Genomic DNA, 14,382 nt, shown 5'->3' on the forward strand with positions numbered 1-14,382 from the left:
AAACAAAAAAGAACAAGATTTTTTCTTGTTCTTTTTAAGACAGCCATTTTGGCGGTACATTCGTATTCCAATAAATATTTCCTAATTCATGATGCCCATTGTATCCATCATCAAAACGATGATAATGGAAATTAAAATAATAACCATCTTGCGGTGGATGATCTCGTCTTACATGAAATCGAAGTAAATCATTTCCTGATTTCGTATCATAAACGTGAAAAATCTTTTCATTATTTCCACCGGCTGGTCTTTGAGAAATCGCTAATGATTGTAACGACTCCTCTGGTACATCATTTGCCAGTTCAGCAATTGCCTCTTCAATTTTCGGTAATATTACATCTTTAAACTCATCTTCAATTACTGGACCAATTTTAGTACCAAACTTTTGCATCGACTGCTTCTCTGCTTCTTGCATTGCATAAGTAATAAAAGTATCGGTGGTTAACCTGTCATTCGTTTCTTCATATGTATAGGACGTACTCTCCAAATTTTGTTGCCTAGCTGTGCTCGTAGGCTTGTCCGCAGCTTTGGCATTATCAAGCAATATGGAAGGAGGCGTCACTAAACCAAATGTAAGTACGGTAATTAATGCAACTAAGGTTTTTCTAAACCAATTTGGCATTTATGTTCCCTCCCCTTTCACTCATTATATTTTATATAACGGTTGTTTCTTCTATTATACAAAATGATTGTAATTTTTGCACTTTACAATTTTGTTAACGTTCACACATTTTTCACTTGAATATGAAATTGTAAGATTTCATACACTATAAATAACAACAATGAGGAGGCGACCAGATGACTTTAGATGTCATGTATTCTGCCGCAAGCATACTCGTTCTAGTATATTTTATTTATCAATGTGTTACAGACTAGAAAAAGAGCCATTTTTAGGCTCTTTTTCTATGGTAAAAATACAATCCAACCAATCAATAATATAAAAACAATCCCGGTGATTACAGCTGGCAATAAATAAAAATAAGAAAGTATAACGATTCCATACAAAAGTATTGCTGGAAGTAGTAAATAACGATCCGCCTTCCATCTTAACAAAAGTAACTTCCCTTCTTCACAATATAAATGAAGAAACATTTTTTGCGTAAACTCATTCCAATAATCACGTGCATAGCGAGAAATTGCAAATAAAGCGAATACGAGAATAATAGCTGCAATCCACCTCGGACTCATAATAATACTTACCGTGCTTATACATACAATTTGAACATAAAACATTCGTGTACTACTTGTACGGAAAAATTCTTTCAAAAAAGATTCAACAATACGAGAATCGGCTTTCTTCCCTAAAAACCTTTTAGAACGTGGAAACATCCACGGTTTTTTATTCGAACTACTCGGCTTAGCAGCATGACCACCAACTTGCATAATCCCGCTCGTCCAGCGCATACTTTCTTCTTTTTCTTTTTCGACTTCTTTATAAAAGTGATTTTTATAATTCATCTTCTCTTTTACTAATACAATAATTAAAGAAATTGCTAGACTGATACATAGAATTGAATAAAATGGATTTTTATAAATAAAAAATAAACTAACTCCCAAAAAGGATACGCTTATAGAAAATATTACATTTTTTACAATCCATAAAACCCATCGTTTCCCAACACGTACATGAATAAATCTCGTCAACAACGACAACAAAAATCGAAATACAGTAAAGAATACCCAAAATACTACGATTTGTATCTCTGTTACTTTGATGCTTTTCATCAACACTGGTAACATAATAACGACTACTATTACATTCGTTATCGCTATTCGAACAAATGTGTAAATCATGCCATACTGAACTAATTTTTGCATATGAGCTGGATACGAAATTAAAAATAAACTATCTGCTTGTTCAAAAAATGAGCGAACTCCTCTCGAATATGTTACAAGATAAAATATGAGTAAACCTAATCCGAAGTAAATCGTCTCTTCCATTGATAATTCATTTATCCATAGTGACCGATAATAGATTCCCATAAATATAAATGCTGGAATAATAATATATAACGCAACTGTCCAATCCGTTACTGAACGTATAGACTTCCATTTCCGCTCAAGTTCATGGCGCAATCTTTTATAAAACTGTTGTTTAATCATGCTGTTCACGCCTTACAATTGCATCAAAGCAGTCTAATAATGGACTCTCCGGCATTTCAGCTAATGTTTGAATCGTGTGTAGGTTTCCATCCGCTACTAATGTTCCTTGTGAAATAAGCAAAAATCTTTCACAAATTCTTTCAGCGGTATCTAATACGTGCGTACAGAGTAGAATCCCTGCCCCACGTTCTTTTTCTTTATATAGATAACTTAAAAATTCTTTTGTAGCTACTGGATCTAAACCGATAAAAGGTTCGTCAATTATATAAAAATCTGGTTCAGTTAAAAACGCCAATATGAGCATCGATTTTTGTTTCATACCTTTTGAAAACTTTGATAAATACTCATGCTTATGCTTATCCATTCGAAATGTATGTAATAATTGTTCTGCCCGTTCTTCCCAGCTTCCAATTTCACTTCCACGAGCTGCCATTAATAATTCAATATGCTCCCAAAGCGTTAAATAATCATAATAAGTTGGATGTTCTGGCACGTATGCATACGGATTTTTCTTTTCGCCAAATGATATTTCACCATTCATATTTACAAGTAAACCGAGCATCGTTTTAATCGTCGTACTTTTCCCGGCACCATTCGCACCAATAAGAGCAACTAGTTCACCTTTTTCGATGGAAAAAGCAATATCATGAATTGTTTTTTCACCTATTTCATATCCAGCAGAGCAGATATTTACTTTTAACATACATTCCCCTTCTTTCCATTTTCAATACAATCAAGGAAAAGAATAACATACAACTATCTATATATCATTATAAAATATTTATTTTCATGGCAGGAAAAAAACGTTTTTTAACAGAATATTTAATGTTTGATTACATTTTATTGGAATTGAAGGGGTTATAACTATGACAAACATTGAAGCAATTTTCATTGATCGTGACGGTACAATCGGTGGTGACACTACAATACATTATCCAGGCTCTTTTACATTATTTCCTTTTACAAAAGCAGCCTTGCAAAAACTAAAAGCTCAAAATATAAAAATTTTCTCATTTACAAATCAGCCAGGTATTGCAGATGGAATAGCAACCGTAAATGATTTTGTACAAGAATTAGAAAGTTTCGGTTTTGATGATATTTACGTATGTCCTCATAAGCACGGTGATGGTTGTGAGTGTCGTAAACCTAGTACAGGTATGCTATTGCAAGCAGCGAAAAAGCACGGACTAGATTTAACACAATGCGCTGTAGTTGGTGATCGCTGGACTGATATTGTTGCAGGAGCAAAAGTAAAGGCGACAACAATTTTAGTACGAACGGGAGCTGGATACGATGCTTTACATACGTACCGAGACAAGTGGGCACATATCGAACCAAACTACATTGCAGAAAACTTTGAAGATGCAACAAACTGGATATTAAATCAACTATAATACAATTTATAAGAGACGTTTCACTCTGTAAAATAAAAAAATAGCAATATGTATTGAAAATTTTGATTCACTCGACACAATTTAAAGCATAGTTAAAATAGCCTTTTTGACAGATAGTTATCTGCCAAAAACAAAAAAGAGATTACCTCAAAACGTAAAGGGTTCCCTGTTCCCTTTTGAAGTGCAAACATTGCAAATCACATCATATTTTTCATCACTACTATCAATGCAATTCTCAGAGGAATTATCTGGGTCAATAACATCAATAAACGCAAATAAGGGATAGCTTAGTGGCTATCCCTTATATTTCCCGTTAAATAGATTTTTTCTGATTCTATGGCGTATCTTCGTCACTTTTATACTCCAAAATATCACCTGGCTGACAATCCAAAGCCTTACAAATCGCTTCTAATGTTGAAAAACGAACAGCTTTTGCTTTCCCATTTTTCAGAATAGAAAGATTCGCCATAGTAATTCCAACCTTCTCCGAAAGCTCCGTTACACTCATCTTTCGTTTTGCTAACATGACGTCAATATTAATAATAATTGTCATATCCGCCACCTCAGACCGTCAAATCATTTTCTGATTTTATGTTAATCGCTTCTTGTAGCAGCCGTTGGAGGATAGCAGCAAAAACGGCGATAACGAGCGAAGCAAAAATGATGATGAGTCCCACTAACCCAATAGGGGGGGCAATTTTTTTCGCTATAAAATGAAAAAGTGGCAAACCTAATACATACAAACCACTGATTGTAATTGCACAGCCCTTTATATTCTTTAACGCCTTTACAGATAATTCCGAGAACGCTGTGTTCTCGTCAATGTACTGTAAAAGATTGAAAGCCTGATAAAGAGCAACATAAAAAGGTACAGCCGCTCCATACATCACAATGAAAACGAGATATTTCATCGGAGCAATATTTGGATACAAATTTGCTGCAAAATTCGCCATTTTAGGCACTAAAAATGTGCATAAAGCAAGCACTGCAATTCCAGCCAGAAAAATAATTACTTTTAAGAAAGTGGTTGAACTTCGTTTAAGATTCATTTACAATACCTCACTTATTCAATGACAACATGATTTTACCATAAATTTTATCGTTTAACAATAAATAAATATTGCTTTTCGTTTCGTTATTATCGACACATTCTTTTAATTTCGGCAAAAATAAAAAGAATTTCTCTTTACAAAGAAATTCTTTTACTTGAAAACGTCTCATTTAATCTTAATTTTTTTAAAAAGTTAATTCATAATGGAAATAACGATTATCTCTCAAATAACCATTTTCAGCGTATAATCGCTGTGCTGATAAATTATCAATCTCTGTTTGTAATTTTACACCTTTTGCGCCATTTTCTAATGCAAATTCCTTTGCAGCTTCTAATAATTTTTTACCTGTACCAGCTCCACGCTTAGCCGCTTGTACAAATAAATCATTTAAAATCCATAATTCTTTCATTGAAATGGAAGAAAATGATGGATATAGTTGCGTGAAACCAATATATTCGCCGTCTTCAACAGCCACGAAAATAACGGATTCTTTTCTCTCAATTCGATTTCGTAAAAATACTTTTGCTCCTTCTATATCTGAATCTTGTCTATAAAACATGCGATAATTATTAAAAACTGATGCTAGTCCATCTAAATCTGCAATTGTTGCCTCATATATTCTCATATTACTCCATTCCCCTTCCAATACTGGCTCATTATATCTGTTGCCCATTTAGGCTGTTGTATTTCTTCTTTCGGCATAAACTCTTTCATTATTGGCTTTATATCCAATATAGGAGTGCCATCAATAGCATCTAATCCCTCAACAATAATTGATTTAGCTTCCTTTTTTATTACTTTTACAATTGTCACACCTATGCGATTCGGACGATTTTTACCGCGCTGTGCAAAAATGCCTACTTTAGGATAATCATTATTATTTCTAGGATGTCTAGCAAAATATTGAATTTGTTCATCCGTTACTTTATGAAAATAAAAAACAACTTCAATGTGAGAAAAATCTTCAATGCCTTGTATACTTTCCTCAGTATACATTTCATTTAAAGTAATGCAGGATCTTACTTCTCCCCACTCATCATCTTTTATTTCCTTTCTTTCATTATGTACAAATGCGATTGGTTGAACTGAAAACATACGCATTCCCCTTGAATGTAACCACTTACATTATAAAATATTTTCTGAATGTTTTCCAGACTCTTGATTTAAGTTTACATAATATAATTATAATCTATTTTCTAAAGCGAAATTTACCGCTTCAATCGCATGTATATAGGTTGTATCAAATATTGGAACTGATACGTCTTCCTGTTTTATTAATAACCCTATTTCTGTGCAACCTAAAATTATTCCCTGCGCCTCTTCTTGCACTAACTTTTCTATGACCCTTTTATAATACTCTCTTGATTGAGATGTTATTTCTCCTAAACATAATTCTGTATATATTATTTCGTTTATCTTTTCTCTATTTTTTTCTAATGGTATTATTACTTTTATATTATTCTCTTCTATACGTGACTTATAAAAATTTTGCTCCATTGTGTATTTTGTTCCAAGTAGTCCCACCGTTTGAATACCTTTTCTTTTAATTTCTTTTGCAGTTGCATCAGCAATATGCAAGACTGGAATATTAATATTTTCCTTTATTTTGTCAACTACCTTGTGCATTGTATTTGTGCAAATGATTATAAAGTCTGCTCCTCCCATCTGCAATGAATATGCCGCATTCCCTAATACTTCTCCTGCTCCATTCCAATCTCCATTAGACTGGAATCGTTCAATCTCTTCAAAGTCAACACTATTAATCATACATTTTGCTGAATGTAATCCTCCTAACCTCTCTTTTATTTCTTCATTAATGATTCGATAATATTCAGAAGTTGATTCCCAACTCATACCACCTATAAGACCTATCATTTTCATAATAAACACCTACCTAAAATACTTTTATAAAACTAATAACAACATTTTATTATGTATATTATACATAATGAAACAAGACTTTAAGTTTATAATATAAAGTCTTGTTTTAACTAACTTTAAGATGTCAATAATGAAGATTAATTCTACATTCATTTCCAAGGAAATTTTTATAGAATATTCAGAAATTAATATTCCGATGTTTTTATAGAATCTTCATATTTGTAATTAAAACATTCTCGATACAACTGTTTGATTTCATCATAAGAAGGTACTCGTGGATTATTTCCTGGGCTACCACTTTCAATTGCATCTGACGCCATTTTAGAAATAGCATTTTCAAATTCAATTTCATCGATTCCGTATTCTTTTAAATTTGGAATACGAAGATCAAAGCAAAGTTTCTTTACTTCAGCAAGCGTGTAGTTCGCTACTTCTTCATCAGAATATGAGTAGAAATCTTTATTTAAACTGCGTCCAACCTCGGCTAACCTTTTCACTGCACTTGTTTTTGTAAACTCTAAAACTGTAGGTAATAGTATTGCATTTGATATTCCATGTGGCACATGAAATAATGCCCCCACAGGCCGAGACATTCCATGAACTAATGTAACTGATGCGTTTGAAAATGCGATTCCAGCTTGTAATGAAGCAATCATCATCGCTTCTCTTGCTTCCATATTATCTCCATCTTCATATGCAATACGTAAATATTTCATAATACTTTCAATTGCTGAAAGAGCCAGTACATCTGTAAGGGGTTGTGAAACTTTAGAAATATAGGCTTCTATTGCATGGCACAATGCATCTATCCCTGTTGCTGCCGTAATATCGGGTGGTACCGAACATGTTAAAATTGGGTCTATAATTGCTACTTGTGGTATAAAACTCGGATGCTTCATCATCATTTTTACATCTGTTTTTTTATTCGTAATTACTGCTACACTTGTTACTTCTGATCCAGTACCAGAAGTTGTTGGAATTGCAATAAGTGGCAACGGGTCATTTTCTATTTCGATATCCTTTTGAACGTAATATTCAATTTCTCCACCATTAGTATATAACACTGCTACCGCTTTCGCAGCATCAATACAGCTTCCACCACCAATACCGATAATAAAATCACACTTTCCTTCTTTACAAATAGTTAACGCTTCTAATACGTGTATATTTGTAGGCTCAGCATTCACTTTATTATATGTAATAACAGTTATACCTTTCTTGTTGAGTTGTTTTATACACCTTTCAACATAACCTAATTTCTCCATAATTGTATCAGTAACTATAAAAGCTCTTGTTCCTAACTTTTTTGATTGTTCCCCCAGTTTTTCAAGCGAATTTCTCCCATATAATACAGACTTCGGCATACGAAATTCAGCAACTTCTTGCAAATACTCCACCCCTTCTTACCCTTATTAATATTTTATGATATAAAATATCGATTTGATGAATCTTTACTATTCGAATTTCAAATATTTTTAATAGATTCCTGTTAAAGTATAGAACACGATGACTGCAAATACAGCAACCGTTTTCAAAATTGTAATAGCAAATATATCTTTATATGACTGTTTGTGTGTTAATCCTGTTACTGTAAGAATCGTAATAATAGCTCCGTTATGTGGTAATGTATCCATTCCTCCTGATGCCATTGATACGATACGGTGCATAACTTCTAACGGAATATCAAATTGATTGGCTGCTGCAATAAATTTATCCCCCATAGCACTTAAAACAATTCCCATTCCTCCTGATGCGGAGCCTGTAATACCTGCTAATATATTCGTCGTTACCGCTCCATTCACTAAAGGATTCGTGAACGTTGCAGAGATACTGTCTCTCATTATCGCAAAACCAGGAAGTGCTGCAATCACACCACCAAAGCCAAATTCAGCCCCTGTATTCATTGTTGCAAGTAGTGCTCCCCCAATACTTGTATTTAATCCAGCTTGAAAACCTGTTACTACTCGTTTCCAATATAATAAAAGTGTTGAAACAATCCCAATGATAAGTGCCAACTCTACAGACCAAATTCCTACTACTGCACTTAATTCTACCTTTCCAAATGCTTTCATACCAATAGCAGAAAAATCAAAACCATTCGGATACCACTTCGGTATCATGATTGTGAAAACTTTATTCATTACACCTACTAAAATAAGTGGTACAAACGCAATTACTTGCTGTATTCTTGTAATTTCAATACTGCTTAGTACCGGCATATCTTTTTGTTCTAATTGTAAAGATGCAGCCATTTCATTATTCCCATCATTAAACCCGAAATAGCCTTCTCCCGCTGCCTTAGCCTTTTTACTTCTACTCTCTAAATATAGTAAACCTAACGTTAAAACAAAGATTGCTCCTAAAATACCTAGTATCGGCGCAGCATAAATATCAGTTTTAAAAAAAGTTGTAGGTATTACATTTTGAATTTGTGGTGATCCAGGAAGTGCATCCATTGTAAACGTCGCTGCTCCGAGAACAATCGTTCCAGGAATTAAACGCTTTGGAATATCCGCTTGTCGAAACAACTTAGCCGCAAACGGGAATATAGCGAATACCACTACATACACACTAACACCGCTATACGTTAAAATCGCTCCCATTAATACAATTGCTAAAATTGTACGTTTTTCCCCAACTAACTCTACAATTGTCTTTGCGATTGAATCAGCAATTCCTGACATTTCTACTACTTTCCCAAATATTGCTCCTAGTAAAAACACTGGAAAATATAACTTAATAAATCCTACCATTTTCTCCATAAAAATATTAGAAAAGAAAGGTAATACAAAACTAGGTTCTGTCAAAAATACCGCAAATAATGCAAAAATCGGTGCAAATAAAATAACAGAAAACCCTTTATATGCTACAAACATAAGTAAACTAAGTGCTAATAAAATAATAACTAGCTCCAATTATACCCCTCCTTTAAACTGAAAATTCAATCTTTTAACAACAAACTTCTACAATCATGTCAAACTCTATTCTATCCAGACAAACCTCCTCTATTTATTACAAATTTTTCATGCTAAAAATGTCTAATTATACATATTCGATTACATATGAAAAATCCCTTTAAACAATAACGATTTCATCGTCATACGTTGTAAAGGGACTGTTAGTGTCTATATTCATTGCTTTATCAAGCTATTTTCTATACACAAATGATATAGCCCTTCTACATCATTCGCGATATGAGTCACACCGACTTCAGTCAATTCTTTTTTACTTCCATAGCCATACAAAACTCCAATTGAAGCAATTCCATTATAATTAGCGCCTATTATATCGTGCTTTCTATCCCCAATCATGACCATTTCTTCTTTTTTAAGCTCTTCATTTGTTTGTAAAATATGAGCAATGATTTCTTCTTTTTTTATTCTTGTACCATCTAAATTACTTCCAATAATATCTTCAAAATAATTCGTTAATTGAAAATGATCTAGTACTTGTTTCGCAAATATAGTAGGCTTTGACGTTGCTACAAATAAACGATTACCAGCATCCTTTAATTCTTGTAATAGGGCTGGAATTCCATCGTATACTTTATTCTCTAATAAGCCACTTTGTTTTAAATATTCACGAAAATAATAGACAGCTTTCTCAACTTCTATTTCACTCATATTATATCTATTTGCAAACGATTGTTGAATTGGTGGACCTATAAATGAATCTAACTCTGTTACGTGTAATTCTTCAATTCCTACTTTTTTTAACGCGTACAAAACTGAATTTACAATGCCTTCTTTCGGATCCGTTAATGTTCCATCTAAATCAAATAGAAATGTTGTATACATGTTTCCTTCCTCCACTCACTTCATTGTATATGTAAACGAAAAATATCTTTTACCTACCTCTCCTCTATTATACTATTATTATCCATTTTTCTGATAAATTACTTTTGCTATATCACATACTTTCAGTTACAAAATATGATAGATATGATAAAGTGAAACAGTTGCAATTAATTTAATAGAAATTGGTGAAACAAATGTCAATTACGTTAATTTTTATAATGGCTTTCACAATTGTCATCCACGCAGTCGAAACAAGTTCTTATAGTATTCGATTAGCGGGGGTTCGTTTAAAAAAGATTGCAGTTGCTTTATCTGTCGTAGGAATGGTACTGCTTATTTCTAGAACATCTAACTTACTACAAGCTTTTTTAATCGGTGGTATTGTCGATGAAGCAAAGCTAGATTCTTCTATTGATTTAGAGCACATTATACGACTCGTACTATTATCTGCTTCTATCGGTACATTACTTGCAATTATACTTTATCCGACTTTGACAAAGCTATTTGGGTATGTCATTCAAAACTTCGAAACAGATGGTTCATTCATTCGAATGATGAAAACAAATAACATTCAAAAATTAAAGTACACAAAAAAATATGTACGCTTTCCAAAGCTAGAAATGATTCATCGGATGAGGATCGGTGGTATCCCAAAACGTATTATGCTTATCAACATGTTTGCTACTGCAATTTATACAGCGGGTGTTCTGTCAGCCCTTTATGCTTCTTTTCTAAATCCAGATTATGCTACGAACGCAAGTACAGCTTCCGGTCTTGTGAATGGTTTTGCTACCATTTTATTAACGGTGCTACTTGATCCACGCATTGCTCTTTTAACAGAACGTGCTTTACAATCAGAAAATGGTGCTGAATCTATGGGTAAAATGTATGGTTGGCTAATGATATCTAGACTTTTCGGTACATTATTAGCACAGTTCCTATTCGTACCAGGTGCTTACTGGATTTTATGGATTATTGAACTAATGCATTAATTTAATAGAAAGGAGAATATATCAATGAAGATACAAACAGAGCAAGATATAATTCTCTCAATAGAAAACGATGAATGGATGATGAATGTATTACAAATGGCAAAAACACTAGGGCTACCTGATTGGTGGATTTGCGCCGGGTTTGTTCGTTCTAAAATTTGGGATACTTTACATAACTTCAAAGTAAGAACAACTACACCAGACGTTGATGTCATTTATTTTGATTCTTTTCTTAAAGATGAGGCATACGAACAATCCTTAGAAAAGAAACTAACAAATTTGGATGCTTCTATACCTTGGTCAGTTAAGAACCAAGCTCGTATGCATGTAGTAAATAACATGCCACCGTATTCTTCTTCTGTGGATGCAATTTCTAAATTTCCAGAAACAGCAACCGCTTTAGGCGTTACACTTGACGAGCAAAACAATGTCATATTAACAACTCCATGCGGAATTGAAGATGTACTTTCATTACAAGTAAAACCGACAGCTCATTTTCTTGAAACGAAAGAACGAATACATATGTACAATAAGAGAGTTATGAAAAAGAATTGGCAAAGCAAATGGCCTAACATAACAATCACTTATCCCGAAATTTAGAAAGGGTGCTTCTCATTTGTAGAAGCACCCTTTTTCATTTCAAAAAATGAATGACTGTTTCTGCGAATCGATCTGCTTCCTCATAATGTGGAGTATGTCCACTCTCTTCAAACACGATATACTTACCGTTTCGAGCATCTTTATTAAATTTTGCAATTTGTTTTTCACACGTTACTACATCATGTTTTCCTACCATTAATAACATTGGACTCTGCACATCTTTTATGTTTAATAATAATGACGTATGACACGCCTCTTCTGACTTCAATCTATCAAAATGAATCTTGGAGCGTTTTGAAAATACTTCCCACTCTTCATCACTATATAAACTCTCGTCTGTCTCATCTTCCTTATAATTGTAAATCTCCATTCTTTTTTCTTCTAATTCATTACTTAATCTTATATAAGCTTCTAGCAAATCTTTTGAACTAGCATTACTAGATGAGTAAGCTAGGCACTCTTCTGCTGCTTCTTCTTTTCTGTACTTCTTTAATAAACTCCCTGTCTTTTGTAATAGGGCTCTACTTGTTAATGCAAAATCAAAAGTCGGCCCTTCAAATATTATTTTCTCTATTGAATTTGGGTATGTCGCCGCATATAATAACGCTAAATATCCACCGAAAGAATGTCCTATTACAGACCATTGCTCAATTTGTAATACTTTTCTTAGTTCCTCACAGTCTTCAATTAAATCACTTAGTCCAAAAGGTTCTTCTTCAGTAATTACTTCTGATCGACAAACCCCTCTTTGATCTATCATAACTACATATAAGGAATCTTTTAATCGTTCCGCTTGATGAAACGAAAAATCATAGCAACTCTCTCCTGGTCCACCATGCAAGTATAAGACTGGTTTATTTTTAGGATTTCCATGCGTTTCAACGTATAGCTTTTTCCCTCTAATATTCATGTATTTCCCTACTTCTATCAAATTCGCCTTTATGATTATCACCTTCTTTTTTACTGAATATTATAACACTTCGCCCTAAATAATCCCTATTACATTTAAAAAGACGATGATTATTGCAAGTGGTGCTACAAATCGAAGTAAAAATGCCCAACAAGTAAATATTTTCTTTCCGTAATTTCCACCTATAAAAAATTCTGCTTCTAACACTTTCTTTTCCATTTTGAATGATACGAAAATACTAATAAATAGTGCTCCAAGTGGCATTAATATATTACTAGATAGAAAGTCTACTGCATCAAAAATATTCTTCCCAAAAATCGTAATATCACTCCATACTCCAAAGGATAACGCTGATGGTATACCTACTAGGAAAATGCAGAAACCGATAATCCATGATAGCTTAGTTCTTCTTTCTTGCTTCCCATTCGCCATTGCTGAAACAACTGTTTCAAGTAAAGAGAATGCTGATGTTAATGTGGCAAATGTAAATAGCGCAAGAAATACTGTTAAGAACAATCCGCCGAATGGAATTTGACTAAATACTGATGGTAGTACGATAAATAGTAGTCCAGGCCCTTCTGTCGGCTCCATGCCTAGTGAAAATACTGCCGGAAATATAGCAAGACCCGCAAATAAAGAAACAAATAAATTCAATCCAACAATCGTAACTGCTGATTTTGGTAAACTTTCTTTTTTATTTAAATAGGAACTATATGTAACCATAATCGAAATTCCGATACTAATCGCAAAGAATGATTGGCCCATTGCGAACAAAATACTTTCTGAAGTAATCTTTGAGAAATCTGGTTGTAAGAAAAACTTCACACCTTTCATCGCATCATCAAGTGTTAATGAGCGAATAATAAGAGCGACAAATAATACGAACAATGCCGGTAACATATATTTACTTGCTTTTTCAATCCCATTTTGTACACCTTTTGATACAACCCATATCGTAATGAACATAAAAACGAAATGTCCAGTAATAGCCCAAACAGGATTTCCAATTGTTTCAGTAAATAATGCACTGTAATTCTGCCCTGAAGTAATAAGCTGTCCAGTTACTCCTCTGAATAAATAAATTAGTACCCATCCGCCTACAACACTATAAAATGACAGTAATATAAAACAAGTTCCAACACCAAGACGTCCAATCCAGTGCCATCCTGTATTTGGCGCTATACTTTTAAATGCTCCAACTGCTTGTTTCTGTGTACTGCGTCCAATCATAAATTCAGCTATTAGTAATGGTAGTCCAATTAATACCGTAAATAATATAAAGATTAAAAAGAATGCTCCTCCTCCGCTCTTCCCAGCGATGTAAGGAAACTTCCATATTGCACCTAGTCCAATTGCTGATCCTGCCGCAGCCATTATAAAACCTAATTTCGAAGTCCATTGCTCCGTCTGTTTCATCTTATTTTCCTCCTAATTAAATCTTTTTATATGAATAATCAAATTTTATAAACCAATCCAAATAAACCCTCCATTTCTTTTTCTATAAAATAAAAATGGCCTAGCATCTCTTTAAATAAAGAGACGCTAAGCCATTTACTTAACGCGGTACCACCCTTATTGATCCCATTATGAATCCACCTTAGTAGTAATCGTTTGATTACAAACCTAATATCGAAGGTTAACCGTTAAGATTTA

Annotated in this window: 16 protein-coding genes and 1 other annotated feature (1 of these 17 cut by a window edge); of the genes, 3 read left to right on the plus strand and 13 right to left on the minus strand. The window is 33.5% G+C overall.

Going from position 1 to position 14,382, the window contains the following annotated elements; all coding sequences use genetic code 11:
• Positions 1-34: 34 nt before the first annotated feature.
• The 3 genes from COC96_RS01710 to COC96_RS01720 form a co-directional block, all read right to left on the minus strand.
• Complete coding sequence (locus COC96_RS01710; protein ID WP_088230390.1) at positions 35-622, minus strand: YpjP family protein; 588 nt, start codon at positions 620-622, stop codon at positions 35-37.
• 281 nt (positions 623-903) lie between these two features.
• Complete coding sequence (locus COC96_RS01715; protein ID WP_098266667.1) at positions 904-2,103, minus strand: ABC transporter permease; 1,200 nt, start codon at positions 2,101-2,103, stop codon at positions 904-906.
• Positions 2,096-2,806: an ABC transporter ATP-binding protein gene (locus tag COC96_RS01720; RefSeq protein WP_098266666.1), complete on the minus strand. Its 711-nt coding sequence runs from the start codon at positions 2,804-2,806 to the stop codon at positions 2,096-2,098. Before COC96_RS01720 ends, COC96_RS01715 begins: the two co-directional genes overlap by 8 nt.
• Positions 2,807-2,969: 163 nt before the next feature.
• Between COC96_RS01720 and COC96_RS01725 the strand changes: the two genes are divergently transcribed.
• The gene (locus tag COC96_RS01725; RefSeq protein ID WP_098266665.1) at positions 2,970-3,497 is read left to right on the plus strand and encodes an HAD-IIIA family hydrolase; all 528 of its coding nucleotides are present in this window, start codon (positions 2,970-2,972) and stop codon (positions 3,495-3,497) included.
• Between the two features lie 334 nt (positions 3,498-3,831).
• Here the strand turns inward: COC96_RS01725 and COC96_RS01730 are convergent, their stop codons facing one another.
• The 8 genes from COC96_RS01730 to COC96_RS01765 form a co-directional block, all read right to left on the minus strand.
• On the minus strand, positions 3,832-4,050 hold the full coding sequence (locus tag COC96_RS01730; protein ID WP_097905160.1) for a helix-turn-helix domain-containing protein: 219 nt from the start codon (positions 4,048-4,050) through the stop codon (positions 3,832-3,834).
• A 10-nt stretch (positions 4,051-4,060) separates the two neighbouring features.
• A complete protein-coding gene (locus COC96_RS01735; RefSeq protein WP_098768158.1) occupies positions 4,061-4,546 on the minus strand; it encodes a DUF2975 domain-containing protein in 486 nt (161 codons plus the stop codon).
• A 187-nt stretch (positions 4,547-4,733) separates the two neighbouring features.
• Positions 4,734-5,174: a GNAT family N-acetyltransferase gene (locus COC96_RS01740; protein ID WP_098214717.1), complete on the minus strand. Its 441-nt coding sequence runs from the start codon at positions 5,172-5,174 to the stop codon at positions 4,734-4,736.
• Entirely contained in the window at positions 5,171-5,644 is a 474-nt protein-coding gene (locus COC96_RS01745) for an SAM-dependent methyltransferase (protein WP_098768159.1), read from the minus strand. Before COC96_RS01745 ends, COC96_RS01740 begins: the two co-directional genes overlap by 4 nt.
• A gap of 87 nt (positions 5,645-5,731) precedes the next feature.
• Positions 5,732-6,430, minus strand: coding sequence for an aspartate/glutamate racemase family protein (locus COC96_RS01750; RefSeq protein ID WP_098768160.1), 699 nt, complete (start codon positions 6,428-6,430; stop codon positions 5,732-5,734).
• A gap of 185 nt (positions 6,431-6,615) precedes the next feature.
• Positions 6,616-7,818, minus strand: coding sequence for an iron-containing alcohol dehydrogenase (locus tag COC96_RS01755; protein ID WP_098266661.1), 1,203 nt, complete (start codon positions 7,816-7,818; stop codon positions 6,616-6,618).
• Between the two features lie 87 nt (positions 7,819-7,905).
• Entirely contained in the window at positions 7,906-9,345 is a 1,440-nt protein-coding gene (locus tag COC96_RS01760) for a GntP family permease (protein ID WP_098266660.1), read from the minus strand.
• A 216-nt stretch (positions 9,346-9,561) separates the two neighbouring features.
• Positions 9,562-10,227: an HAD family hydrolase gene (locus COC96_RS01765; protein ID WP_098266659.1), complete on the minus strand. Its 666-nt coding sequence runs from the start codon at positions 10,225-10,227 to the stop codon at positions 9,562-9,564.
• 194 nt (positions 10,228-10,421) lie between these two features.
• Between COC96_RS01765 and COC96_RS01770 the strand changes: the two genes are divergently transcribed.
• Both COC96_RS01770 and COC96_RS01775 read left to right on the plus strand, forming a co-directional pair.
• On the plus strand, positions 10,422-11,219 hold the full coding sequence (locus COC96_RS01770) for a lipid II flippase Amj family protein (RefSeq protein WP_098266658.1): 798 nt from the start codon (positions 10,422-10,424) through the stop codon (positions 11,217-11,219).
• 24 nt (positions 11,220-11,243) lie between these two features.
• Positions 11,244-11,819: a nucleotidyltransferase family protein gene (locus COC96_RS01775; protein ID WP_098768161.1), complete on the plus strand. Its 576-nt coding sequence runs from the start codon at positions 11,244-11,246 to the stop codon at positions 11,817-11,819.
• 34 nt (positions 11,820-11,853) lie between these two features.
• Here the strand turns inward: COC96_RS01775 and COC96_RS01780 are convergent, their stop codons facing one another.
• Both COC96_RS01780 and COC96_RS01785 read right to left on the minus strand, forming a co-directional pair.
• The gene (locus tag COC96_RS01780; RefSeq protein ID WP_098768162.1) at positions 11,854-12,729 is read right to left on the minus strand and encodes an alpha/beta fold hydrolase; all 876 of its coding nucleotides are present in this window, start codon (positions 12,727-12,729) and stop codon (positions 11,854-11,856) included.
• Between the two features lie 75 nt (positions 12,730-12,804).
• Positions 12,805-14,145: a sodium-dependent transporter gene (locus COC96_RS01785; protein ID WP_098266655.1), complete on the minus strand. Its 1,341-nt coding sequence runs from the start codon at positions 14,143-14,145 to the stop codon at positions 12,805-12,807.
• Positions 14,146-14,261: 116 nt separating this feature from the next.
• Positions 14,262-14,382 (minus strand) — a binding site (T-box leader) (it continues 128 nt past the right edge of the window).

The sequence above is a fragment of the Bacillus cereus genome (assembly GCF_002577405.1).
Classification (GTDB): Bacteria; Bacillota; Bacilli; order Bacillales; family Bacillaceae_G; genus Bacillus_A; species Bacillus_A cereus_AU.

Bases quoted from the DNA above. Each gene is read 5' to 3' on its own strand.
- COC96_RS01740 (WP_098214717.1), bottom strand. From the start codon at position 5,174: ATGAGAATATATGAGGCAACAATTGCAGATTTAGATGGACTAGCATCA.
- COC96_RS01720 (WP_098266666.1), bottom strand. From the start codon at position 2,806: ATGTTAAAAGTAAATATCTGCTCTGCTGGATATGAAATAGGTGAAAAA.
- COC96_RS01785 (WP_098266655.1), bottom strand. From the start codon at position 14,145: ATGAAACAGACGGAGCAATGGACTTCGAAATTAGGTTTTATAATGGCT.
- COC96_RS01765 (WP_098266659.1), bottom strand. From the start codon at position 10,227: ATGTATACAACATTTCTATTTGATTTAGATGGAACATTAACGGATCCG.
- COC96_RS01745 (WP_098768159.1), bottom strand. From the start codon at position 5,644: ATGTTTTCAGTTCAACCAATCGCATTTGTACATAATGAAAGAAAGGAA.
- COC96_RS01770 (WP_098266658.1), top strand. From the start codon at position 10,422: ATGTCAATTACGTTAATTTTTATAATGGCTTTCACAATTGTCATCCAC.
- COC96_RS01715 (WP_098266667.1), bottom strand. From the start codon at position 2,103: ATGATTAAACAACAGTTTTATAAAAGATTGCGCCATGAACTTGAGCGG.
- COC96_RS01710 (WP_088230390.1), bottom strand. From the start codon at position 622: ATGCCAAATTGGTTTAGAAAAACCTTAGTTGCATTAATTACCGTACTT.
- COC96_RS01780 (WP_098768162.1), bottom strand. From the start codon at position 12,729: ATGAATATTAGAGGGAAAAAGCTATACGTTGAAACGCATGGAAATCCT.
- COC96_RS01725 (WP_098266665.1), top strand. From the start codon at position 2,970: ATGACAAACATTGAAGCAATTTTCATTGATCGTGACGGTACAATCGGT.
- COC96_RS01735 (WP_098768158.1), bottom strand. From the start codon at position 4,546: ATGAATCTTAAACGAAGTTCAACCACTTTCTTAAAAGTAATTATTTTT.
- COC96_RS01775 (WP_098768161.1), top strand. From the start codon at position 11,244: ATGAAGATACAAACAGAGCAAGATATAATTCTCTCAATAGAAAACGAT.
- COC96_RS01730 (WP_097905160.1), bottom strand. From the start codon at position 4,050: ATGACAATTATTATTAATATTGACGTCATGTTAGCAAAACGAAAGATG.
- COC96_RS01750 (WP_098768160.1), bottom strand. From the start codon at position 6,430: ATGAAAATGATAGGTCTTATAGGTGGTATGAGTTGGGAATCAACTTCT.